This window comes from Chryseobacterium sp. SIMBA_038, from assembly GCF_046535115.1.
GTDB lineage: Bacteria > Bacteroidota > Bacteroidia > Flavobacteriales > Weeksellaceae > Chryseobacterium.
In genome coordinates this window covers 781,447-806,859 of sequence record NZ_JAWRXH010000002.1, presented here as the reverse complement: position 1 = coordinate 806,859, position 25,413 = coordinate 781,447, and the positions used below count along the sequence as shown (strand labels likewise).

General features: G+C 34.4%; 21 protein-coding genes. 5 read left to right on the top strand and 16 right to left on the bottom strand.

Annotated elements, in window-relative coordinates; translation table 11 throughout:
* Positions 1–2: 2 nt before the first annotated feature.
* Positions 3–2,837, bottom strand: a complete 2,835-nt coding sequence (locus SB689_RS09950; RefSeq protein WP_410691967.1) for an alpha-amylase family glycosyl hydrolase — start codon at positions 2,835–2,837, stop codon at positions 3–5.
* A 280-nt stretch (positions 2,838–3,117) separates the two neighbouring features.
* On the opposite strand from SB689_RS09950, the gene SB689_RS09945 reads away from it, so the two are divergent.
* The 3 genes from SB689_RS09945 (at position 3,118) to SB689_RS09935 (ending at position 6,030) form a co-directional block, all read left to right on the top strand.
* Positions 3,118–4,416, top strand: coding sequence for an epoxide hydrolase family protein (locus SB689_RS09945; protein ID WP_410691966.1), 1,299 nt, complete (start codon positions 3,118–3,120; stop codon positions 4,414–4,416).
* Between the two features lie 39 nt (positions 4,417–4,455).
* Positions 4,456–5,463 carry an alpha/beta fold hydrolase gene (locus tag SB689_RS09940; protein WP_410691965.1) on the top strand — a complete coding sequence of 336 codons (1,008 nt, stop codon included), beginning with the start codon at positions 4,456–4,458 and terminating at the stop codon, positions 5,461–5,463.
* A 135-nt stretch (positions 5,464–5,598) separates the two neighbouring features.
* Entirely contained in the window at positions 5,599–6,030 is a 432-nt protein-coding gene (locus tag SB689_RS09935; RefSeq protein WP_410691964.1) for an organic hydroperoxide resistance protein, read from the top strand.
* A gap of 140 nt (positions 6,031–6,170) precedes the next feature.
* Here SB689_RS09935 and SB689_RS09930 read toward each other — a convergent pair whose 3' ends face one another.
* A complete protein-coding gene (locus tag SB689_RS09930; protein ID WP_410691963.1) occupies positions 6,171–8,234 on the bottom strand; it encodes a T9SS type A sorting domain-containing protein in 2,064 nt (687 codons plus the stop codon).
* Between the two features lie 151 nt (positions 8,235–8,385).
* Here SB689_RS09930 and SB689_RS09925 point away from each other — a divergent pair, with 151 nt between their 5' ends.
* Positions 8,386–9,255, top strand: coding sequence for a helix-turn-helix transcriptional regulator (locus SB689_RS09925; protein ID WP_410691962.1), 870 nt, complete (start codon positions 8,386–8,388; stop codon positions 9,253–9,255).
* 98 nt (positions 9,256–9,353) lie between these two features.
* Here the strand turns inward: SB689_RS09925 and SB689_RS09920 are convergent, their stop codons facing one another.
* Both SB689_RS09920 and SB689_RS09915 read right to left on the bottom strand, forming a co-directional pair.
* Positions 9,354–9,632: a hypothetical protein gene (locus SB689_RS09920; RefSeq protein WP_072409013.1), complete on the bottom strand. Its 279-nt coding sequence runs from the start codon at positions 9,630–9,632 to the stop codon at positions 9,354–9,356.
* A 181-nt stretch (positions 9,633–9,813) separates the two neighbouring features.
* The gene (locus tag SB689_RS09915) at positions 9,814–11,421 is read right to left on the bottom strand and encodes a fumarate hydratase (protein ID WP_410691961.1); all 1,608 of its coding nucleotides are present in this window, start codon (positions 11,419–11,421) and stop codon (positions 9,814–9,816) included.
* Between the two features lie 334 nt (positions 11,422–11,755).
* Here SB689_RS09915 and fumC point away from each other — a divergent pair, with 334 nt between their 5' ends.
* Complete coding sequence (gene fumC, locus SB689_RS09910; protein WP_410691960.1) at positions 11,756–13,150, top strand: class II fumarate hydratase; 1,395 nt, start codon at positions 11,756–11,758, stop codon at positions 13,148–13,150.
* Positions 13,151–13,232: 82 nt separating this feature from the next.
* Here fumC and SB689_RS09905 read toward each other — a convergent pair whose 3' ends face one another.
* From SB689_RS09905 to SB689_RS09850, 12 genes are all read right to left on the bottom strand, one after another.
* On the bottom strand, positions 13,233–14,273 hold the full coding sequence (locus SB689_RS09905) for an outer membrane beta-barrel protein (protein WP_410691958.1): 1,041 nt from the start codon (positions 14,271–14,273) through the stop codon (positions 13,233–13,235).
* 30 nt (positions 14,274–14,303) lie between these two features.
* Entirely contained in the window at positions 14,304–14,918 is a 615-nt protein-coding gene (locus SB689_RS09900) for a hypothetical protein (RefSeq protein ID WP_410691957.1), read from the bottom strand.
* On the bottom strand, positions 14,899–15,465 hold the full coding sequence (locus SB689_RS09895) for an RNA polymerase sigma factor (protein ID WP_410691956.1): 567 nt from the start codon (positions 15,463–15,465) through the stop codon (positions 14,899–14,901). The genes SB689_RS09900 and SB689_RS09895 overlap by 20 nt, the downstream gene beginning before the upstream one ends.
* Positions 15,466–15,695: 230 nt before the next feature.
* On the bottom strand, positions 15,696–16,631 hold the full coding sequence (locus SB689_RS09890; protein WP_410691955.1) for a Dyp-type peroxidase: 936 nt from the start codon (positions 16,629–16,631) through the stop codon (positions 15,696–15,698).
* A gap of 33 nt (positions 16,632–16,664) precedes the next feature.
* On the bottom strand, positions 16,665–17,387 hold the full coding sequence (locus SB689_RS09885; protein ID WP_066754301.1) for an ABC transporter ATP-binding protein: 723 nt from the start codon (positions 17,385–17,387) through the stop codon (positions 16,665–16,667).
* Between the two features lies 1 nt (position 17,388).
* Positions 17,389–18,855 carry a DUF5687 family protein gene (locus SB689_RS09880; protein ID WP_410691954.1) on the bottom strand — a complete coding sequence of 489 codons (1,467 nt, stop codon included), beginning with the start codon at positions 18,853–18,855 and terminating at the stop codon, positions 17,389–17,391.
* A 154-nt stretch (positions 18,856–19,009) separates the two neighbouring features.
* A complete protein-coding gene (locus SB689_RS09875) occupies positions 19,010–19,993 on the bottom strand; it encodes a hypothetical protein (protein ID WP_410691953.1) in 984 nt (327 codons plus the stop codon).
* A gap of 14 nt (positions 19,994–20,007) precedes the next feature.
* Positions 20,008–21,660 carry a DNA repair protein RecN gene (locus tag SB689_RS09870; RefSeq protein ID WP_410691951.1) on the bottom strand — a complete coding sequence of 551 codons (1,653 nt, stop codon included), beginning with the start codon at positions 21,658–21,660 and terminating at the stop codon, positions 20,008–20,010.
* 77 nt (positions 21,661–21,737) lie between these two features.
* Entirely contained in the window at positions 21,738–22,646 is a 909-nt protein-coding gene (locus tag SB689_RS09865) for a DUF4835 family protein (protein WP_410691950.1), read from the bottom strand.
* Between the two features lie 36 nt (positions 22,647–22,682).
* Positions 22,683–23,885 (bottom strand): bifunctional phosphopantothenoylcysteine decarboxylase/phosphopantothenate--cysteine ligase CoaBC, encoded by a 1,203-nt coding sequence (gene coaBC / locus SB689_RS09860; RefSeq protein WP_410691948.1) that lies wholly within the window; start codon positions 23,883–23,885, stop codon positions 22,683–22,685.
* Positions 23,886–24,005: 120 nt separating this feature from the next.
* Positions 24,006–24,329, bottom strand: a complete 324-nt coding sequence (locus SB689_RS09855) for a DNA-directed RNA polymerase subunit omega (RefSeq protein ID WP_027378789.1) — start codon at positions 24,327–24,329, stop codon at positions 24,006–24,008.
* A gap of 42 nt (positions 24,330–24,371) precedes the next feature.
* Positions 24,372–25,367, bottom strand: a complete 996-nt coding sequence (locus SB689_RS09850; protein ID WP_410691946.1) for an outer membrane protein assembly factor BamD — start codon at positions 25,365–25,367, stop codon at positions 24,372–24,374.
* Positions 25,368–25,413: the final 46 nt, after the last annotated feature.

Below are 25,413 nucleotides of genomic sequence, written 5' to 3'. Positions count from 1 at the left end.
TCTTATTTAATAATCATCTTTTGGATAGCAATTCCTGTTTCAGATTTTAAATGAACAAGATAAGTCCCGGCAGGATAATTTGCTTTTAATTCATAAGTTCCGGATTCATTTTTAAGCTTAATGGAATCCATTTTTTTACCACTCATGTCATAAATTATAATTTCGCCGTTTTTGGCTTTATGATAAACTAATTTCGCTAAACCGTTTTTAACAGGATTGTCTGCAATTTGAAGTGATAATTTATTTTCTGCATTTACATCGACTGTAGATAAAGTTCCTGTGTAGTTTCCGAAAATCCTAAATTCTCCCGGCTGAAGATTAATCGGAGTCGTTGTAGAAGAAACTACTGATACTGTGTTATCCAGTAAGTTTTTCCACTGTCCAGCGTACGGGAAGTAAGGCACAACATCTTTTGCAGAAGTATCATAATTAGCTATAACTACAACATTCTGAACAGTACTCGCCGTGTTATCATACACATAAATTCTGGTAATTAATCCATTCGGATCATTAGTAAGATTGTTTGATTCTACAGAATATGTTTTTGATTTAAATACCGGATACAAATTTCTAAGATTAATGATCTGAGCCCAAGTATCATAAACTGCCTTTCTGTTCGCATTAGTGTCATATCCTAAAGAAAAAGCAATTGGCTTCTCATCTGTTCGGCAACCATTGTTGATAGATCCGTCTCCACATCTGTTGATGCTGAATTCATAACCCAATTCACCAAACTGCCAGATCATTTTCGGGCCGGGAATCGTGAAGAATGTTGCTCCGAAAGTTTTCATTCTATTTAAAGCTGTGTTTAGACTTTTAACATCGTAAGCTCCGTTTACAGCTCCGTAAGAAATATTTTTAAACATTAATCTTTCTTCATCATGGCTTTCTCCATACCCAACTGCGTGCATATTGGTAAAACCGTGAAGCGTGTGATTCATTCTGTCAAAGTTGCTGTTTTCTTTGTAGCCCATCGTATTTTGATTGTACGCGCCATTTTGATTATTCCAAAGCATTACACCTTTTCCCTCTGCAACTCTGTAATTTGCCCATTGCTGTTCTTCTGCATCTGTTCCTAAATGTTCAAAAATCATATAAGAATTCGGGTCAATTGCCCACTGTTTGTCAGCATAATATTTCATGATGTCTACTCTGTCCTGCTGATAAGCATTGGTACAGGTTTCATCATTTTCAGAACAGCTTTGGGTGAAACCTTTTGTAAGATCCCAACGGAAACCGTCGATATGATATTCAGTTAGCCATTGTTGCAAAGTTCTTTCAACGTAATATTTAGTTGACGGACTTGTATGGTTAAAATCATTGAAAACATTGTACGAATGTTTCGGAACTGTATTAAAATATGGGTTATTTGGAGCTACATCACCGTAACCGTCTCCATCAGGATCAATATTCCAAAGTCTTACCAACGGAGAACGCCCTGTTGCATGATTGAAAGCTACATCCAGTATCACAGCGATCCCATTGTAATGGCACAAATCAACAAATTCCTTGAATTTTTCCGGTGTTCCGTATGCTTTATCTAATGCATAATGGAATGACGTATTGTATCCCCAAGAAAGATTGCCTTCAAATTCCATGATTGGCATCAATTCAATCGCATTGATTTTTAAATTCTTTAAATAAGTAATTTTATTGATTAATGACTGCCAGTTTTTTTCCTGTGTAAAGTCTCTCAATAACAATTCGTAAACAACAAGATCTTCTTTGTTGGGTCTCTGGAAACTTGTAGTCTGCCAGTTGTAAGGAGTCTGCCCAGTTTTAAACATAGAAACCTCAAAGCCCTGTCCTGCAGGAAACGGAGGTAAATTCGGATACGTTGTAGCCGAGATCCACTGATCATCATAAGAAGACAATATTTGTGGAGAAAAAGGATCTGCTACTTTTCTAAGATCGTTGGTTCTGTATTGGAAAGTATACAATTGAGAAGGCGTGATACCCGTTAATTCAATCCAATAAAGATCAGGATTTGTGGTATCTCTTTTCATTAAATAAGCATCATTCACAGCCCAGTTATTGAAACTTCCGATTACATGAACGAAATTTTTAAACGGAGCATACAACGCAAGTCCAACTCTGGTATTATCTGTCGGATGATAGTTGATTCCCTGCTTTATCCATGTCGGAATCGCTTCAGAAACAACATTTCTTGGCGTTTGTAAAATGAACGTTGCATTTTTTGTATTTGAGTTTGCATCTGTTGCAATTAATTCCATATTTGCATCTGCAGTTACGGTATAATTGTAAGAATATGAAGTAGAAGGCGTTGAAGTAGAATTCACAACAGTTCCATTGGCTTTCAACTGAAATGTAGAATTAACATTAGTTGTAGCCGTCACATTAACAGAATTTCCCACCGGAACCGATGTCAAACTGTTCGCTAAAGGATTGGTTAAGTTTAAATTTAAAACACCAACATTTACAAAACTATCTACCGTCTGGTGACTTCCCGTTTTATCTTTCAACAAAAACCCAAATCTTCCGATTCCTGTTCTGTTATAAAATGATGTCGGAGTAAAAGTTAAAGAATACGTATCTGCTGTTGAATTATAGCTTAATTTATTTAAGTCATTAGAATCTCCCCAACTCCCATTGGTAGGGCAATCCTGACTATTACTGTAATTCGTATCTAAAGACCACGTCCACATATAAACAGCATTATTGGCAACTCCCCAGGCAGACTCATCGATCTGACTTCCGGGTACCGTTAATGTAATCTGATCCGTCTCATTGAACGGATTTGGTGTAACTGTATAGCTTATCTGCCCAAAAATAAGGACTGTCATAAACAACAATACACTCGAATAAAATTTCCTCATAAAAGTTTGTTTTTTTTAGTTAGTACGATACGAATGTAATTTAATTTTTGAGAATTATTTATATTTTGATCTAAAAACATGCATTTTAACGATTTAAGTATTATGCATTGACGAGTATTTTCTGTCCCCGATATTTTTTAAGTTGTATGATTGTCTAATTCACTCCTGACTTTGTCCAGTTCATATTCATTGCCATGGTTTTGAGTAAATCCGCGATTTACTTTTGCTCCAGAAATTTTAAAGAAATCAAAATAATTTTTAATCTAAAACAATTATAGCAATGAAAATAAATCAGACTCATAAAAGAAATTTTCAGACAATAGCTGCAACAGCTTTTCTATTTATTTCAACATCAGGTTTTGCACAACAGCTTACAACAGGAAGTAATAAAAATTCGGAGGAAATTCGTCCTTTTCATATTCATGTTTCAGACAATGCTCTTAATGAACTTCGTCAACGTATTAATACAACGAGATGGCCCGATAAAGAAACGGTAACCGATCAGTCTCAGGGTGTAAAATTAGATCAGATCAAAAATTTAGCTAATTATTGGGGAACAGATTACGACTGGCGTAAAGCCGAAGCAAAACTGAACGCTCTTCCACAGTTTGTCACTAATATTGACGGACTTGATATTCAATTTGTTCATATTAAATCTAAACATAAAAATGCACTTCCATTAATTATCACTCACGGATGGCCGGGTTCTGTTTTTGAACTTTTAAAAGTAGTCGGTCCACTTACAGATCCCACAGCGTACGGTGGAAAAGCAGAAGATGCTTTTGATCTCGTTATCCCATCAATGCCCGGTTATGGATTTTCAGAAAAGCCAAAAACGACAGGATGGGGACCGGAAAAAATAGGAAATGCATGGGATATTTTGATGAAGCGTCTCGGATACAAAAATTACGTTTCACAAGGAGGAGATTGGGGTTCTGTGATTGCAGATGCGATGGCTCGTCAGGCTCCAAAAGGTCTGCTAGCAATACATGTGAATATGCCCGCAACCGTACCGGCAGAAATTGCTGATATTTTAAAAGAAGGAGGTTCTGTTCCCGCAGGTCTTTCTGATAAAGAAAAAGCAGCTTTTATTTCATTAAATAAATTGTATACAAAAGGTGGCGGTTATGCAGGAATGATGGTTACCCGTCCGCAAACTCTTGGCTATGGACTCACAGATTCTCCAACCGCACTGGCTTCTTTTTTCTTAGACAAATTCAATGAATGGACGTACAGTGGAGGAAATGCGGAAAAATCTCTTACCAAAGATGAAATGTTGGATGATATTACATTGTACTGGCTTACCAATACAGCTACCTCTTCTGCACAGTTGTATTGGGAGAACAACACCAATAATTTCAATGTTGTAGAGCAAAAAACATCCGAAATTAAAATTCCTGTTGCGGTAACCGTTTTTCCGGGAGAGATTTATCAGGCTCCGAAAAGCTGGACAGAGCGTAGTTATAAAAATCTTATCTATTTCAATGAGGTGAAAAAAGGTGGTCATTTTGCAGCATGGGAAGAACCTCAACTTTTCTCTGAGGAAATGAGAGCTGCTTTCAAATCATTCCGTAAATAACAGAATATCAAATCTATATTAATTAAAATTTTAAATAATATGTTTCACACTTCAATACCTAAGCATCATTATTTCATTAAAAAATATTTGATCAGCGCTATCCTTATTTTACTATTTAATATAGGGTTAAATGCACAGGAAACGAAAAGTTCTCTGGGAACTTTAAAGCAAATCAACGCAGGTGTTCTGAATATTGGCTACACAGAAGCCGGTTCACCTAGCGGAACTCCAGTGATTCTGCTTCATGGTTGGCCGTATGACATTCATAGTTATGAGGAAGTTGTTCCTTTATTGACAGCGAAAGGTTACAGAGTAATCACTCCCTATTTAAGAGGCTTTGGGACAACCCGTTTTCTTTCTGATAAAACCATGAGAAACGGTCAACAAACAGCGGTTGCAAACGATATTATTGCTTTAATGGATGCTTTAAAAATCGACAAAGCGATTATTGGAGGGTTTGACTGGGGCGCGAGAACGGCAGACGTAATGGCGGTTCTTTATCCGGAAAGAGTAAAAGGTTTGGTTTCCGTGAGCGGATATTTAATTACCAATCTTGAAGCGAATAAAAAACCGTTATCTCCGAATGCGGAATTGGGTTGGTGGTATCAATATTATTTTTCAACCGAGCGTGGTGAAAAAGGATATAAAGACAATACCTATGAATTCAATAAATTGATTTGGAAACAGGCTTCACCGTTATGGAATTTCAGTAAAGAAACGTATGATCAAACGGCGCAATCTTTCAACAATCCGGATCATGTTGCAATTGTTATTCATAATTATCGTTGGAGATTGTCTTTAGCGAAAGGTGAAACAAAATATGATGAATTGGAGCAAAAACTTCAATCAAGACCCAAAATCAGTGTTCCTACCATTACAATCAGCAGTGATTTTGACGGCGCTGCAATTGACGGAAAGGCTTATGAAAATCAATTTACAGGAAAATATTCACATAAAATCTTAAAAGGAATCGGGCACAATGTTCCGCAGGAAGATCCGAAGTCTTTTGCAGATGCAATTATTGAAGTTGATGGCTATTCAAAATAACTTCACTTTTTAGAATGTCTTTTTTACACTTCAAATTGTCTGTTTCACTTATTTTATGATTTCATACAATTTTAAACTCAAGTAATTTTGACCCATAATTTTAAAACCAATTAATAACAATTAAATATTTTCAAAATGGAAAACAATCAAACTTTACAAACAGAAAACGTATTATACACAGGAAAAACTCATACAACAGGAGGTCGTGAAGGGTTTTCTAAAAGCTCTGACGGAAACCTCAACATAAAACTTTCAACTCCGGGCGGAAATGAAGCAGGAACGAATCCGGAACAGCTTTTTGCAGCGGGCTGGTCAGCTTGTTTTATCGGAGCACTGGGAATTGCAGCGAAAAGAAGGAAAATCAGACTTTCTGCCGAGACAGCTGTAGATGCAGAAGTTGACCTTTGTATGAGCGATGATGCTTATTTTTTACAGGCTCGATTGAATGTAAGTCTTCCGGGAATTGATGCCGAAACTGCAAAATTATTGACTGAAGAAGCGCATCAGACTTGTCCGTATTCAAAAATGTCGAGAGGAAATATTAATGTAGAAATTAATATTATTTAAAGATTAATTCCAATTATTTAAATAAAACCCGCTGTGTATTTATCATATACAACGGGTTTCTGCAATTTAATAATGAACTAATATGTAAAACAAAAGGCCTTAAAAAAGCCTTTTGTTCATCAATCAAATATCTATGGACTTTAGTTTTTGCTGATTTTTTTAGAGAAAGTCTGTCCGTTCTTTAATTTCAATTCTACAATGTAAATTCCTTTTGGAAGTCCTTGCATATCGATCTGATCATTAGAGAATCTTACATTAATTTTCTGTCCTACAACATTCATTACATTTACATTTTCAATCGCTGAATCTGCTTTGATGTAAAGAATTCCGTTTGTTGGGTTGGGATAAATTCCTAGTGTATTAAGTTTAATATCTGAAGTACTTAAACCTGTAAAATCTTTAATACATCTTACAGAAGCACCCTGACCTCTTGGAGCCCCAGAAGATGGATTGGCGATGGTAGTTCCTACATAAAGATATTTTCCGCCTGTGGTTGCTACATCCGAACTCCAGAAATAACCTCTTTGTCCTACATAGGTAAATCCGCCATCTGTACTGCCTCTATAACCACCTGCCGGCAATTTTAATTTACTGTTAAAAGCTGAAGTCGGATTGCTGATAGACGCAGCGTTTACAGCCGATGTCCAATCTGCCTGAGAAGGCATTTTCCAGCCCTGCCCGATTGCTTTACAAGGATCCGCTCCCATGGCCTGATTTACTGCTGAAGCGTTATTTGCTGTCCATTGGTCGCTTGAAGCGTTTCCACCCCACCATGAGCTTGCACTGGAACCAATAATAAATGAATTAACTCCCACCAATGCACTTGGATTATTAGTTGAAGGAGCATTAATAATTGATGAATTTCTTGCCTGATGACCGTCATCCCATCTTCCCCACTGGAAAAGATCTCCATAAGAATCTGCATCTGCCTGAGAAGTTGCCACCTGCGCGCTTCCTAAGTTTTGCTGAAGCCAAATTTTCCCGTCTGATCCTCTTACCGTTGTATACGTTACAGGTTGTCCTTTATAGGTAAAAGTAACACAACCTAAATCACCAATATTAGTTCCCGGATCTGTATTATTACAAAGCTGAGCTGCGCTGCCTAAAGAAATTCTTTTTACTTTTAAACCTCCGTCTGTATAGGCTAAAACAAGATAATTGTTTGCTTTATCGATCGCAAGATCATTGTAAGTTGCCTGTCCGTCAGAAAGGAAATTTCCTCCTAAAGTTCCCCAAGTTTGAGTGGAGTTATCTAATTTGTAAACTGTATTTCTTAGCAAATCATCATTTTCCCAACGGCTTGCTACCACGTAAGGCTCGCCAGCAGAAGTTACTGCAATGGCAACATGCTGAACACCACCTGAAGAAAAATAGGCATTTCCTAATTGTATCCAAGAAGTTCCGTCAAATTTCTTAACATTTACTTTTCTTGAGTTTGCAGCGTTTGAAACATACGCAACATAAAGATTATTATTCGCATCAATTGCTATATCTGATGTATAACTTTCTCCTGAAGATGAAGCATCCACAATACTTCCGCCCGTCAATACCCAGTTATCAGAAGTGGTTGCAGTCGTTGTATTTTCGTATACTCTTACTCCACTTGCTACGTTGCAGGTATACACTTTGTTATTCGTTCCGATCACCATTTCTGCAAATGAAGCTCCACTAGAAAAACCTGTATTTCCTACCTGCTCCCAAACTCCGTTCACATAACGCTGAACCGTTCCTGAATTATGAGTACCAAAAGTGAATAATACATTCGATGGAGATACTGCAGAAGCATGATAATTAACTGTACTCGTCGTTGCACTTGGCAATTGAGACCAAGCGGTTCCGTTAAACTGGCGAACTTCTAATCCCGTTCCCTGATTTGTATAATAAATATTACCTGAACCATCCACAGATAAAGAGTTGTACAACGCTATTCCTGATGTAATTCCGGCACTTCCTCCGGCATAAGACCAAGAAGTTCCGTTGAATTTCTGTACAGAACCTTTTGTTACTGATGAATCATAATAAGAAATAAAATAATTTCCCACATTGTCTACCACCAAATTATTGTGGCTCGTTCCTGCTGCTGATATCGGTTGCACCGATCCAACATTCTCCCATTGCTGTGCGTATGAGTAACTTACTGCGATAGTAAGCAACCCTAATCCCACTCCAATTTTTTTCATCGCAAAATATAAATTTCCGAACATAATGAATATTATTTTTATTTATTCTAAATTTAATTTAATTTTGCGCAAAATTAGTTGACATCTTTAACCTCGAGTTATCATTTCCGAACTTTTTGTTATCTGATGTCCGGCTTTCGTTTTAAATTGTACCATGCCCGTAAAAACCTGTCGTATGAAGAATCAATCTAAAAATGGATTATTGTTCAGATCCGAAGACATTAAAATCGTAATGCAGGAAGACTCGTATCCTGACAAGTTTTCAAGATCGAATATGATCGAGGGTAAATCGAGTTTTAATCTTATTTTTTTATTGAGCCCGAATATTAATTTGGAAGCTCAGGATTGTGGTACGCACTTTAAATTCAAGAAAAATCAATATATTCTTCATTATTCGCCCCAAGAAAGTACGGCTGAACTTTGGACAGAAAATCAGGAAGTTTTAAAATATCTTCAAATTCAGATCAATTATCAATATATATTTAATCTGATTAATCCTGAATCTAATCGAGAAAGCGCGGAGATTTTGGAAAATATGATTGAAAACAATTATATTTTTCTTCACAAAGAAACTCCTCCGAATATGACTGTCGAAATGCATATCATTTTAAGGGAAATTGTAAGCTATTCTAAAAGAGGCGTGATGCAGAAATTATTCATTGAAGCAAAGATTATCAAACTTCTGATTTTAATTTTTGAGCAATTCAATGAAAAAAATACTATTGAGACTTCTCCCAAAACACCATCAATTATTAAAAAATTCGTTGATGAAAACTTTCATAAGAACATAAAAGTTGAAGAGATCGGAAAGCTAATAGGAATTAATCAAAACAAAATAAGAAAAGAGTTTAAAGCTCAATATCACATCACAGTTACCGATTATCTTTCTGAACTAAGAATGCTTAAAGCAAAAAAAATGATCATTGATAAAGAAATCATGATCAAAGAAATCGCCATTGAATGCGGTTACGAATACGTTCAAAACTTTACAAGAGCCTTCAAAAAGAAATACGGAGTTTCTCCTGAAACTTTAAGAAACGGCTAAAAACAGAAAAACCACCTAATAAATTAAGTGGTTTATATATGTTGTTTTGCTTTGATATTACTTTTTCAGAATTCATGTGAAAAAGCAATGACAATCAATTAATGATGTCCGTGACTATCGTGTAAGAAAGGTCCGTTTCCTTTAGGGTTGCTGAAGATTACTTCTACTCCCTTCTGCTCATTCAGTTCTTTTCTTCTGATATCTTCCGGATCAAAAGGTTTTACTTTACCGAAGTATTCCATCAAACCTTCACTTAACCACATTGGGATTACCAATCCAAAAAACATAAAGATACACCAGAATCCTACAAGGAACATTGTAACAAAATAGATTGTCCAAAGGAACTGATAAAACGGCCAAAATGCTGATAACATCATTTTTCTTATATATTTTAGGCAAAAATAGAACTTTTTTCTTTTTTAAACAAAAGATCAGCGTCCTATTTTCATTATTTATTTTTATTTTAAACTATTTTAGAGAGAAGTTAGATATTAGATGTTAGAAATTAGACTTATAGCTTTGTCCGAATTTCCAATCATATAATTAACCTCTACAAATTTAATGGGCAAGATTTGCGAAGAAATCATTTCCTTTATCATCGGTGATGATGAATGCCGGAAAATCTTTTACTTCAATTTTTCTTACTGCTTCCATTCCTAATTCAGGGAAATCGACCACCTCAACAGACAAAATATTGTCTTTTGCCAAGATTGCAGCAGGCCCTCCAATCGAGCCAATATAGAATCCACCGTATTTGTGACAAGCGTTAGTAACATCAGTTGTTCTGTTCCCTTTTGCCAGCATCACCATGCTTCCGCCATGGCTTTGGAATTCGTCTACATAAACATCCATTCTTCCCGCAGTTGTTGGTCCGAAACTTCCTGAAGCCATTCCTTCCGGAGTTTTTGCCGGTCCTGCGTAATAAATCGGATGATTTTTGAAATATTCAGGCATTGGTTTTCCTGCATCCAATAATTCTTTGATTTTTGCGTGAGCGATATCTCTTGCAACGATCAATGTTCCGTTTAATTTTAATCTTGTTTTAATTGGATATTTTGAAAGCTCTGCTAAAATTTCAGGCATTGGCTTATTCAAATTGATCTCAACTGCTTCCTCTAAGTGTGGCGGCGTTGTAGGTAAGAATCTTTTTGGATCTTCTTCCAATTGCTCTAAGAAAATACCGTCTTTATTGATTTTTCCTTTAATATTTCTGTCAGCTGAACAAGAAACACCCATCCCAACCGGGCAAGAAGCCGCGTGACGAGGAAGTCTGATAACTCTAACATCGTGAGTTAAATATTTCCCGCCAAACTGAGCTCCAATTGCACTTTCCTGGCAGATTTTCTGAACTTTAGCTTCCCATTCCAGATCTCTGAAAGCCTGACCCGCTTCATTTCCTTCTGTCGGAAGATTATCATAATATTTTGCCGATGCTTTCTTTACCGTAGCTAAATTCGCTTCAGCAGAAGTCCCACCAATCACCAAAGCTAAGTGGTAAGGCGGACAAGCAGCCGTTCCCAAATCTGAAATTCTTTCTTTTACAAAAGCTTCCAAAGATTTTTCGTTCAATAAAGACTTTGTTTTTTGATATAAGAAAGTTTTGTTAGCAGAACCACCACCTTTTGTTAAGAATAAAAACTCATAAGAATCTCCTTTCTTAGCATACAAATCAATTTGTGCCGGAAGATTTGAACCAGAGTTTTTCTCATCAAACATATTCAAAGGAACTACCTGAGAATATCTTAAGTTTCTTTTTTGATACGTATTGTAAATTCCTTTGCTTAAATATTCACCATCATCAACGCCTGTGTAAACGTTCTCTCCTTTTTTACCCATCACGATAGCAGTTCCTGTATCCTGGCAAGAAGGCAACGCTCCTTCCACTGCTACAGCAGCATTCTGTAATAAGTTATAGGCAACGAATCTGTCATTATCAGTAGCTTCAGGATCATCGATAATTCTTTTCAAACTTTCTAAGTGAGATGAACGAAGCATAAAAGAAACATCTGCCATAGCTTCTTCAGCCAATAGCTCCAACCCTTTTGGATCAATTGTTAAGATCTCTCTGTCTCCTAGTTTTTCAACTTTCACATATTCTGAAGTCAACTTTTTATAAACCGTATCGTCCTTTTGAATCGGGTACGGATCCTGATATCTAAATTCCATTTCAATTTTTTCTTGGTGCAAAAATACGGCTTACCTAAAAAAACATGAGTAAAATCAGTGACTTGAATTGATATTTATAATGATTATAAATTGCGGGATTCTGAGTTTATGATTAATTTTATAGAAACGTATTTTTAACGACAAAAGGCACAAAAGTTTTTAAACACATTAGTATAATTTAAGTTTAATTAAATAGTGTTTTAAAAGAACACATTAGTTTTTGAAAATCTATGATTCTCATTTTTGTGAACTTTAAAGATTTTTATTATAAAATTTAAACTAAATCTTTTGTGTCTTTTGTGGTTAAATTAAAATTAAAAAAATTTCAATCACAATGAATTACAGAATAGAAAAAGACACCATGGGTGAGGTTCAAGTTCCTGCTGATAAATTTTGGGGAGCACAGACGGAACGTTCAAGAAACAATTTTAAGATTGGTCCTGAAGGTTCAATGCCCCACGAAATTATTGAAGCGTTTGCTTATTTAAAAAAAGCAGCTGCCTTCACCAATACTGATCTGGGAGTTCTTCCTGCTGAAAAAAGAGATATGATCGCCAAAGTTTGCGAAGAAATCTTGGAAGGAAAATTAAACGACCAATTTCCTTTGGTAATCTGGCAAACAGGCTCAGGAACGCAATCTAACATGAATGTGAATGAAGTAATTTCTAACAGAGCTCACGTTAATAATGGAGGAAATTTAGGTGATAAATCTGAAATTCATGCCAATGATGACGTGAATAAATCACAATCGTCCAATGATACTTATCCAACAGCAATGCACATTGCAGCTTATAAAAAGGTTGTTGAAGCAACGATTCCTGCTGTTGAAAAACTAAAAAATACGTTAGCGGAAAAATCTGCTGCTTTTAAAGATATTGTAAAGATTGGAAGAACGCATTTAATGGATGCGACTCCATTGACTTTAGGACAGGAGTTTTCAGGATATGTGGCTCAGTTAAATTATGGTTTAAAAGCATTAAAAAACACATTGCCTCACCTTTCTGAGCTTGCTTTGGGGGGAACTGCTGTAGGAACTGGTTTAAATACACCTCAAGGTTACGATGTAAAAGTGGCTGAATATATTTCAAAATTCACCAATCTTCCTTTCGTAACGGCTGAAAATAAATTTGAAGCTTTGGCTGCTCACGATGCTATTGTTGAGTCTCACGGAGCTCTAAAACAACTGGCCGTTTCTTTATTTAAGATTGCTCAGGATATCAGGTTAATGGCTTCTGGTCCACGTTCAGGGATTGGTGAAATTCATATTCCTGAAAATGAGCCTGGATCTTCAATTATGCCTGGAAAAGTAAATCCAACCCAAAACGAAGCATTAACAATGGTTTGCGCGCAAGTTTTAGGAAATGATACTACAATTTCTTTCGCGGGAACTCAGGGAAATTATGAATTGAATGTTTTCAAGCCTGTAATGGCTTATAATTTCTTGCAATCTGCGCAGTTAATTGCTGATGCATGTATTTCATTTAATGATCATTGTGCTATTGGAATTGAACCTAACAATGAAAGAATTAAAGAATTGGTAGATAAATCTCTGATGCTTGTTACAGCTTTGAATACGCACATCGGTTATGAAAATGCTGCAAAAATTGCAAAAACTGCTCACAAAAACGGAACAACGTTGAAAGAAGAAGCTGTAAATCTTGGATTTTTAACTGCTGAACAATTCGACGAATGGGTGAAGCCAGAGGATATGGTGGGAAGTTTAAAATAGAGAATTAGATTTAATTATTATATTGTAAAAACGCTGAGAAAATATTTTCCCAGCGTTTTTTATATGAATGGTTACATGTTCTTTACCACCAAAGTGCTACTCCAAAGACTAAGGCCTTATCATTTTCAAAATTTTCGTTTTTAAAGAAATTTCCGAAATCTTTTTTCACAAAAATGCTGAAATCATTGTAAGAAACCGTGAACTGTCCTCCATAAATAAAAGGATTCACCTGATAATTGCTTCTATCTCTTTCACTGATTCCGTCTCCTTTTATAATATTATTGGTAGCCATTTTTACCCCGCCGTAAACGTTCGCTCCCACTTTGAAACCTTTGTTGTAATCTCTGTACTGAACATCCATTCCGGCGTTTTTGATTTTCGAAAAATTATACTGAATTCCAAGCGGAACCATGATGTATCCCGTTCTCAGCTTACTTTTGCTCAATCCTTTATCATAATGAGCCAAGACAGGATTGGCATTAAGATCTTTCATGAAAAACATATTGTTATCAATATTTAAAGTTCTCCAAGAAAAACCAATTCCAGAAATCAATCCCCACGGGCTCGTTCTACCGAACTGATAATTAAGTTTAAAACCAAATTCAAAATTTCCGGCGTAACCTAAGTTTTTATCTAGGTCGTTATCAACTTTAGAATTCGTAAGATTCATGATTCCGTAAGAAAAATATCCTGAAAGACTTTTCGTTGGTCTGAATTTTTTCATCAATTGTGCTTTTAACTCTTCATTAGAAGTAACATCAGAGTTAAGAAGTGAATATCTTACCTGTTTTTGAATCACATTATCAAGATCAAAGCCTAATTCTTCAATTCTTGTATCAATTTTTTCAGAAAAACGATCGGCAATAAGTGATTTTTGTTTATCAAACTCAGTTTTCTCAAGATTTTTTGCCTGAAGAGTGAGCAATTCTGCTTCCATCAGCTTTTTCTCTTCCTGAATGATAGCATCAATTTTTTTTGCATACTCGTCTACTTTTTCCTTTACGATAGGACTTACCTCGGTATCATTTTTTGACTGGAGATTCACTGATAATGATTTTCTCTGTGAATACGCTGATGTGGATAACAGACATAGGAATCCCATCATGATAATTTTCTTGATCATATTATTAATTTTTTATAGTTAAAATGAGTTTTATTTTCCGTTCAGATCAACGCTTGCGACGTTGCTTTCTTTAGTTTTTTCAATCACATCTTTATGTTCAACAGAAAAAAGCAATGTGGAAGGGTCTACATATTTTTTTCTTTTCGCAGGAATCTTTGAAGAATCTGCCTGAGCCATAATTTGTTCTGTCTTAATTTTAGGAAGCTGTGGAACAATTATTTGTGTACCTTCTTTTTGTGGAAGTATCCGTTTCTGTTCTGCTAAAACTTTTGAAGGTTGAACTTCATCGATGATTTTAGTTGAAATATCTTTATTTTCGGGACTTATATTTTTATCTGCATAAACAGGCTCTGTATCTTTATTTCCATCTTCAGAAGGTTTATCCTGAATAGGCTTATTTTTTATCTCGGCAATTTCTGTATGTTGAGTTTTTCCTTTCTCCGAAGGATTTGAAAAAAGAACGAATCCCAAACCAAAAGCCAAAACAATACTTGCAGCAGCCCAAACCCAAGTCATATAAGATCCAGATTTTTTCTGCTCTTTCTGTAATTCAATCTCAGACCACAGATCTCTTGAAGGAGTAATTTCTCTTTCTTCTATCTGTTTTTTTATCTGATGTTCTAAATTATCTTTGTGCGTGTTCATTTCTCTTTGTTTTTTGTTGTTGAAGATAAAGTACTCTTAACTTCTCTTTAGCTCGAAACAGCTGCGTCTTGCTTACCGCAAGTGAGATCTGTAATGTCTCGGAAATTTCCTGATGCGAGAAACCTTCCAGAACATACAAGTTGAAAACCATTCTGTAAGCATCCGGAAGCTGATTCAAAAGTTCTTGGGCATCGAAGTCAACAGTAATTTCATCGTCCAGAACTTCTACCAAAAAAGATGGGTTGATATCGTCTATATAAAAAACCGTTTTGTGGCTTTTTATAAAATTAAGACACTCATTCACGACAATTCTTCTTGCCCATCCTTCGAGATTACCATCACCACGAAAACTTTCAATATGTTTAAAAATTTTACAGAAAGCTTTGATGATACAATCTTCTGCCTGATACAGGTCTGTGATGTAGCTTTTGCCCACGCTCAGGAACTTCTTAACGTTCTGCTCATAGAAAATCTTCTGAGCAGCCGGATCTTGTTTTTTAAGACGGCTCAGTAAATCTTCTTTTTTATTTCCGAACAAAATTTTCATTCTTAAAACTGTTTCTATTGTAAAGACAACGAAAACCTAAAAAGGTTACACAAAAATATATTTTTATTAAAAAATATTTTGAATTAATATTTTTCCCATTTAACAATAAAACGCAATAATCTATAAATCAAATGATTGTAAAAATTAAATTAAACAATCAAAACTTAAAGGTTTCAAAAAACAAAAAGGCCAGAAACATGTTCTGACCTTTTATATTTTATTTAATTGCTTTATCCTGAAAATTCATCCAACATATTTCTCGTCGGAACAAAGAAAAGCGTTCCCGTAACTACTGTGCTGAAATCCAAAATCCGGTCATAGTTGCCAACCGGATCTCCGATAAACATATTGGTCAACATTTTTTTAGTCGTTGCAAATGTGCTTGAATACGCAATAAAGTACGTCCCGAACTCATTTGTTGAAGGACTTCCAAAAGGCATATTATCTCTTACGATTTTTAGTTCTTCACCATTTTCCCCTTCAATATTCGCCAAAGCGATGTGTGAGTTTGAAGGCTTGACATCGTCTGACATCTCAATGTCATTTTCTTTTGATCTCCCGATCACTTTTTCCTGTTCTTCTGTTGAAAGACCTTTCCAGGCATCCATGTTATGAAGATATTTTTGAACAAAAAGATAACTTCCACCTTTAAAATCTTGATCTTCATCGCCAATTTTTGCGAAATGATCTCTGTCTTCTCCGTGTGGATTTTCCGTTCCGTCAACAAAACCTAAGATCGAGCGGGCATCCCAATATTTAAAACCATGAATTTCCAATATACTTTCAGCAAAAGGATTCAATAATTTTGAAATTTCGATCGCCATATCAAAAATAATGCTTTGATTATCTGCTCTTAAATGAAAATGGAGATCTCCGGGAGTAGAAACAGCGGTATGTTTTATGCCCCTAATTTCTTCAAAAGTGGCTAATTCTTTAGGCATAGGCATTGGAAGTTCCAATTTTTTCCACGCTTCATAACCAATTCCCATCACACAACTAGCCCGGCTGTCTAGAAATCTGTTAAACACAGAATTATTTAAGTTTAAAACTAATGCACATAATTTTTGAAAGACATCTTTTAACTTAGGATCATCATTCAGCTTCCAAACCATAAAAATGGTATTGCTGTTGGGATAATCGGTAACGTTTTGTGATTCTATGCTCATGAATTCAATCAATATTAGACTTAAAATTTTGAATTAAATAGCCTCAGTCGGAGTGGAAACCTGATCTGCAAAATACTGTTCCAATTCTTTCAACGTTTCAGGATTGGTTTGAATATCTTTCACCAACTGACCTTTATTTACAACAACAATTCTGTTACAAACCTCCGTTGTATGCGAAAGATCATGACTTGAAATAAGGAAAGTTACTCCATCCTGTTTTGATAATTCTTTAATTAAATTTTTCAGTTTGATCTGCGTGGAAGGATCTAAATTGGCAAAAGGTTCATCTAAAATAATAATTTCAGGATTTCCGATAATTGCGCCTACAATTCCTACTTTCTTCTGATTTCCTTTTGAGAGATCACGAACGTATTTTCCTGAATTTAAAATTTCACCATTAAATAAATCATGAAATTGTTTTAAAAACTCATCTACAGAAGCTTTATTCTGCCCTCTCAATTCTCCAATAAAATAGAAATATTCCTCCGGAGTCAGATAACCAATTAAAAAAGTATCATCCACGAAAGCCGAAACTTTGCTTTTCCAAGCTTCAGATTCACTTACTTTAATTCCGTCAATGCTTACAGAACCTGTTGTAGCCTGAATCAGATCTAACATTAAGCTGAATAACGTTGTTTTTCCCGCTCCGTTATTTCCGACAAGACCGAAAGTTTCGCCGTTGGGGATTTCAATATTTTCGATATTCAGAACAGTCGCAGTTCCGTATGTTTTAGATAAATTATTTATAGTAATCATATTAATCTTTGTTTTTGAATGCGTCTAACGTACTGTATTTCTCTTTTTTATAGTGTCTTACGATGGTATCGAATATTTTTTCTCTCAATAAAAATCCAATTAATCCTAAAATGGCGATGCTTACCACTCCGGCAGTCATTCCGAAGAAATATTTTGAAGCTCCGAAAACAGCCATCGGTAAAAGCATTTTTGGAATTAATAACAGCAAAGCCTTCATATTGAAACTGTTTTTTTGTCCAATCCTTTTTTCTCTGGAATTTAAGTCTATTTGAGTTTTATTAAAAGCTCCAGACCAAAGCGTAAATTGAGAATTAACTCCAATATTGTACAACCCCGCTGCGAAGAAAGTAATGTAGATTTCCCAACCCCAATAAGCATAAAATATGGCAATGATCATTGAAACTCCTGTTACAATATTCATCAACCACCATTTTGCTTTTAAATATTCTTTGTAAGGAACATTTAAAGTCATCATCAAAGGATAATAAGAACTGTCGAAAGCCGGAACCCTCTGCCCAAACAAAAATTGGAAACCTCCCGTCACAAAAAGTCCCATAAGCATCATCATGTAAGGTGTTTTATAGACTGAAGAGCTGAACATGAGCATTCCATAGAATATAAACAGAAAACTCCCTAAAATGATTCCTTTAGCTACTTTATTACGCCTTAACAGCTTGATATCGTTATTAATAAATGTTCCGAGTACGCCGTATTTATTTAAAAAAGCAATATTTTCTGTTCTTCCTATCATTTTTTTTGCTTCTAATCCTTGATCCAAATAAAATTCCTGATAAACATGTTTAAAACAAATCCACCAAAGTCCCGAAAACAAAACAATTGGTATTAAAATTAAATAAGGCTTTGTATAAAAACCATAGAAAAAAGTTTCAGAATAAGACAGAAGAGGGATGATATTATAATACGTTAAAAGCCCTAATCCTAAGAATATAGAACCAATTACGATAGCAATCGTTTCTTTATTATTGAAAAGTATATTGATGAAATTATTAAGGTAGAAAAGTAAAGAAACTCCAATAAACCACGACAAAACTTCTACAAATCCGTATCCGTTGAATAGCGCAATAATAGAAAACGTGATGAAAAATAAAGAATTTATCCAACTGAAAACCGATAAAAATGTTTTGATCAACATGTAATTGACCAATGTTTTCTTAGAGATATTCAGTGTAAGAAAGGGTTTGATGTTTTGGGTAGACATTTCCTGCCACATGTATTTGACAATCAAATCTACCACCCAGACAATAATCATGAATTTTGAAACTACTTTTAAAGGATCAGCATTCATTTTCTCCTGAACAAGGTAGAAAGCAGCAAAAGCACCTCCTACTAAACATGCCATAAAATAAAGAATCCCGATAAACCGTAAGATCTTCATGGCCAAATTTACCCCAACAGAAGTACCGCGAAAAAAACTTTTTATTTCTAGCCTTAAGAACTTTACAAACATAGCTTACTTTTTTACATTAGTAAGTGGAATGCAAAATATGTTACAGATTTTGTGACAAAACGTTTTTAATGAGATTTCAGAGATTAAAATAATTTCAAAAACATTTTAAATAACATCAATATTTAACAATCTTAGAATAATAAATTTTTGACAATTATTTTTTGCCACAAAAATTAATCACATAATTTCTGCTTTTAAAATTTATAAGGCCTCCAGCTTTGTTAAAACTATCACAAGCACCAGAGATATTTTCTTTAGTGAGATAAGATACACCAAGATTAATATATAATAATTTTAGGATTTCGTTATCTCTATTTGTCAAGTTTAAGGCATTTATCTGTTCATAAGATTCAATAGCTTTTTCAAAATCATTTTTCAAATAAAAAGAATTTCCTTTTTCATAAACTTTAACTACATTACGATCTTCTGTTGACATACTCCCATCCACTTTAGAATCATCTAATTTAATTTTCTGTCTTCTTGTAATTAAAATATCTTTACCCGTATTATTTTTAAAAAATTTTTCTCCATTTTTTAAGTATTGAATAAATTTTGAATCAAAATCAGGAGATATACTTTTTTGGATTTTCAAATTATCAATTTTAGATTCTTTTGTGACAATAAATTGTACAGCGAAAAAATTATTGCCCTTTGGAAAATCATTATAATTTATAAAAAAATCTCGAAAATATTTATTAAAACTTCCTGTATAATTAAAATCTGGTTTTACAATCACGTTTTCCAGATAAACCATTTTATCTTCAATCTTAATTTCTTCAGGTTGAAATTCTGGATATAATTCCAAGAAAGATTCTGGTTTTAATAAATAATAAATTTTATCTTTATTCAAGTTTTTTAAGAGAAGATATTTATCTTGAAATTCATAATCTATCTTTAAAGCAGGTGTTATTATTTGTTTTGATGTTATAGAAACAGGAACTTCAGCATCATTTATTTCCATCTTATTATTTGAAAATTTATATTGATAATAAGTAGAATATGTTTTATCATTAACTTCCAAAGGACCACCATTGGCATAAGTTATTTTATCCAAAATCCAAATCCCCTCTAATTTGACATTTTGGCAAAAACCTTCAAAAAAAATAAATAATAATACTATAGATAAAGTTTTTCTCATTTTAATATTTCAAATTAATTTCCAATCAACTCCCTTGCCTGCGCCAAAGCCGCTTCAGTAATTTTACTTCCGGAAAGTAATTGGGCAATTTCGTTCAATTTTTCGTCATCACTTAAAGAAACAATTGTAGACTGCGTTTTTCCGGAAACGTCCTGTTTTACTACTTTGTAATTGTTATTTCCTTTTGCGGCAACCTGCGCCAAGTGAGAAATAACGATCAACTGCATGTCCTGAGACATTTCACGCATCAGATTTCCGATTTCTTCGGCTACTTTTCCTGAAACTCCACTGTCGATCTCGTCTAAAATAAGCGTTGGAAGCTCGTCACTTTCAGCAATAATTTTTTTGACAGCCAACATCACCCGTGACCTTTCACCGCCGGAAATAGCTGTTTGAATGGGTTTTAAAGGAAACCCAGAATTCGCCTGAAACAACAACTGAATATTTTCTTTCCCGAATTGGTTAAATTCTGAAGTATCCTGAAGCTCAATATCAACTTTAGCTTTTTCAAGACCTAGTTTTTTAAGTAAGCTTTCTGCTTTTTTAATGAAAACAGGAATACTTTTCTTCCTATTTTTAGAAAGTTTTTCGGAAAGAGCTTGAAGAGATTTTTCTTTTTTAGAAATATTTTCTTCAATTTCAATAATATTTGATTCTAATTCTGATGCACCCTGTTGTTCTCCTGCTAACTGATCTCTGATTTCTTTTAATTCAGTAACGTCAGAAACATTATGCTTAATAAATAGAGCATTCAATTTATTATTCAGTTCAGAAAGTGAGGCAAGATTTTCAGGATTGATTTCAATTTTTTCAGACTCATTTTCCAGTTCGGAAATGATGTCTTTTAATTCTACAAAAGAGATTTCTAATCTTTGGTCAAGCTCAGCAAAGCTGTTTGAAACCTCAGAAATTTTTGATAATTTATTTTTAGCTTCATTAAAGAAAGATAAAATCCCGATTTGTTCCTGATGAAATCTTGATAAAACCTGAGCCAGATTTTCAGAAATCATTCCTGCATTTTCCTGAACAGAAAGTAGATTTTTTAATTCTTCATAATCAACATCATCCAGATTCAATTCTTCCAGTTCATTCAATAAAAACTGCTTGTAATCACTTTCTTTATTGCTTTCTGAAAGTTGAGTCTGTAATTTTTTCAGCTGAGTTTTTAAGCTTTGAAATTCTAAAAATTCATGCTGATATTCTTCAACGATTTTTTTATTTTCTGAAAGTCCATCAATGATTTTAAACTGATATTCTGAGGTAAAAAGGTTTGAAGTCTCAAACTGTGAATGAATATCAATAAGTTGCGAAGAAAGCTCTCTTAAAACATCCAACGTAACCGGAACGTCATTAATAAACGCTCTGGATTTTCCTGCAGGAGAAATTTCTCTGCGGATAATCGTTTGATGCTCATAATCGAGATCATTTTCGATAAAGAATTTTTTGAACTGATTATTTAATTCAAATTCCGTTTCTACAATGCTTTTTTCTGCTGCATTTGAAATGGATTTCACGTCCGCCCTCTCTCCTAAAATAAGTCTAAGAGCACCTAAAATAATAGATTTACCGGCACCAGTTTCCCCGGTTATCACTTGTAAACCGTTGTGTAATGATACATCAAGCGTATCAATTAAAGCAAAATTTTTAATGTAAATTCTCGAAAGCATTGATGTAGCGTTACTTTAGGTAATGCAAATATAGAACTTTAAAATTCAGAATTCAAGACTGAAAAACAGCAAGCTTTTTATTTCCACTTGCTCCAAAATTCGTCTGTTTTTTTCGGATTCATGAGAATCAATAATTGTTTCAGTTCATTCAATGCAATTCCTCCATTATTATTAGAATTGAAAATATTAAAAATCTCACTACCCTTAGTTGTAAGAAAAACATCTAGATAATAGTTCTGAGTAAAATTACTTTCATAGGTTTTCAACTGTAACAAACCATCAAAAATAACTTTCTTTGCCGGTATCTGATCCTGATTGAATAAATTATCTAACCCTGCTCTGTGATAGGTATAAAAGAGTGATCTCAACTGTACCATATTAGGGCTCATAATTTCTTTGATCAGCTGAGAACGGTTTCTAGGCTCATTAATCTGCTTCCATCCTTCATAGGTATTCTGGGACTCTCCGTTTTGGGCAATTTGCTGTGCTTTTTGAAACCATGGAGTTCCGCCTGAAGACTGGAAACTGTCTGCATCATAACCCAAAATTGTATAAACATAAAAACTAATTACATCAATTAAATTTTTCCCGGAAAACTGTCTTTCATTAAAAATAAGATTCTCATTTTCAATATATTCAAAAGAAAATCTTTGATCCTGAATATTCAATAATGAAGATTCATAATTAGTATTATAAACCGGACGTACTGCTTGAACTAAAACCTCCCCTTTGTATTTATTATTACCAGGGCTTTCCCTTAGGACTATATAAAAATTACATTTTACCTTTTCAAAATTCTGAAGCTTTTTCCCCGTCCAGCTTGTATTATTGATAAAATCTCTAAGACTTTTTTCCAAAGCTTTATACGCTTGCTGGTTACTTCCTCCCAATGCTTGATAATTTACCTGAACGGTAGCCAGCAACTCCTGAGAAAAGCTAAGATTAAATATGAAAAGCAGTAAAAATAAACTTATGTATTTTTTCATTATCTATTAAAAATTGAGAACGGAAATTTATTAAAATTATTTCAATATCTGAGACTCAACAAAATTAAGGATGTCTTTTGCAACATCGTCCTTAGATTTTAGTTCAAATTCTTTTTTCTCCGTTTTGGTGAATATTTTTATTTTATTGGTATCATTTTTAAATCCTGCGCCTTCGTCACGAAGAGAATTTAAAACAATCATATCAAGATTTTTCTTTTCCAGTTTTCCCTTGGCGTTTTCTTCTTCATTCTGAGTTTCTAATGCAAAACCTACCAAGAATTGATGGGTTTTCTTTTCACCCATTGTTTTGAGGATGTCCGGATTTTTAATTAATTCAATCGTTAGGCTGTCATCATTTTTTTTGATCTTCTCTTTTGCAACTTCCTTTGGAGCATAATCTGCAACGGCGGCACTTGCAATACCGATGTCGATAGTTTCATAAAATTCAAATACTTTTGCCAACATTTCTTTTGCAGAAGTAACTTTATGGAGATCAACATTTTTATCATCTATCACCTGAGAAGTAGGTCCTGAGATCAAAATAACTTTTGCACCTCTTTTTGAAGCTTCTTCAGCCAAAGAAAATCCCATTTTACCCGAAGAATGATTTCCTATAAATCTTACAGGATCAAGAGCTTCATAGGTTGGTCCGGCTGTAATTAAAACCGTTTTTCCTTCTAAAGTTTTTTTATGATTTGAATTAAAAAATTCTTCAACCGCTTTAGCAATCGTTTCCGGCTCTGCCATTCTTCCCTGTCCGATCAATCCGCTTGCCAACTCACCATTTTCCGCAGGAATAATAAAATGACCGAAATCTTCAGCCAATTCTAAATTCTGCTTTGTGGAAGGATGTGCATACATATCCAAATCCATTGCAGGAGCTATAAAAACAGGACATTTCGCTGACATATAGGTTGCAATGACCAAATTATCACACATTCCGTGCGTCATTTTAGCCAAAGTATTTGCTGTACACGGTGCAACGATCATTACATCTGCCCACAACGCCATTTCTACATGACTGTTCCATGTTCCGTTTTCGTTGTAAAAATCTGTATAAACAGGTTTCTTAGACAGTGTAGACAAGCTTAGCTTCGTTACAAAATGCTCAGCGTCAGGAGTCATAATTACCTGAACTTCCGCATCTTTCTTTATAAACTCTCTTATCAGAAAATGAATTTTATAGGCTGCAATTCCTCCAGAAACGGCAATAAGAATCTTTTTCCCGGAAATACTCATTTAGTTTTAATTTTTTAAAACACTAAAATACTTATTTTTTCTCACAAACCATTTAAACAACAAAGGTCATAAAAGAAATAGTTCCTTTATGACCTTCATCTATTAAAAACCAAACGGTTTTTATTTTCTTTCTTCAGTTTTTCTGAAGTAAATATCTTCATTTAACCATTCTTCGATCGCGATAGAAGTCGGTTTTGGAAGTTTTTCGTAATGTTTAGAGATCTCAATTTGCTCTCTGTTTTCGAAAACTTCTTCCAATGTAGAGTTGTGAACAGCAAATTCGTCTAATTTGTTATGCAATTCTGTACGAATTTCTGCGTTGATCTGCTCTGCTCTCTTTCCCATGATAACAATAGCTTCATAGATTGAACCTACTTTATCTTCAATCTTGTCTTTATCGTAAGTAATAGTATTTACTTCTGCTTTTGTATCTTTTACACTCATTTTGAGAAAATTAATTTATTTATAAGGTGGCAAATTTACGAATTATCTTTGGATTTTGAAAGTCGCTGCCGGTGGAGGTGTCTGAAGCTTCGCACTATCCCTCTGGATCTGCATTGCTTTCTTCTCTGCATCGATCTGATTTTTAATCTGATCTTCAGTTTTGTTCTTTTCAGCCAGCTTTTCTACTTCTTTTTTCTGTCTTGCCGTTAATGTTGCAATTCTAGCTTCTGTTTGTTTTTTTACAACTGCGAAATCTTTCTTTTCTTTCTCTAATTTCTCTCTAAGATCCAATGCAGTTTTAGAATATTCTGTATTCGGAAGTTCTTTTTCAACAAGTTTTGTAAATGACAATGCACTTTCAATACGCTCGTCTTTAAGGTCATAAATAGATTTCTGAGCCAACAAATAACGTGACTTCATCATATAATCATAGATTTTCGGACGAAGTTTTGTACTTGGGAAATCTTCCAATACGTTTTCTAAAGCCGTGTTTGCAGCTTTATAATCACCCATATTGAAGTATTGTCTTGCATTTTCGTAAGATTTGAATTCTAATTTGTAAGACAACTCATCAATAAGCGTTGTGATGTTTTTAGATCTTTCAGAGTTTGGATAATTATTCAAGAAATCCTGTAACTCATTAATCGCCAATTCTGTACTAGACTGATCCAAATTATAATCCATTGAACCTTCATAGTAACATAAAGCCGACATATATGCCGCCTCTTCTGCTCTAGGGTCCTTTGGAAAACTTACTGCAAAGTTTTTGAACTGATGCCCAGCCAACTTATAATTTTTATCATAATAGTTTGCATACGCCGTATTGAAACCCACATTAGGGAAATCATCCGTACCAGCAACCAAATTAGCCAACCTGTCATAAAGAGCCAGTGAATTTTTCCACTTCTTTTTTGCAAAGTTCTCATTTGCAACCTTTAAGATGTAGTTTTTATCAGCACTTTTCATCGCTTTATCTTGCTGACTCACACATGAAGATACCACAGCTACAGCAAAAAGACCTAAAATATATTTTTTCATATAAAAAATTCAACAGTTTTCGGATTATATGACCGATCTATTAATT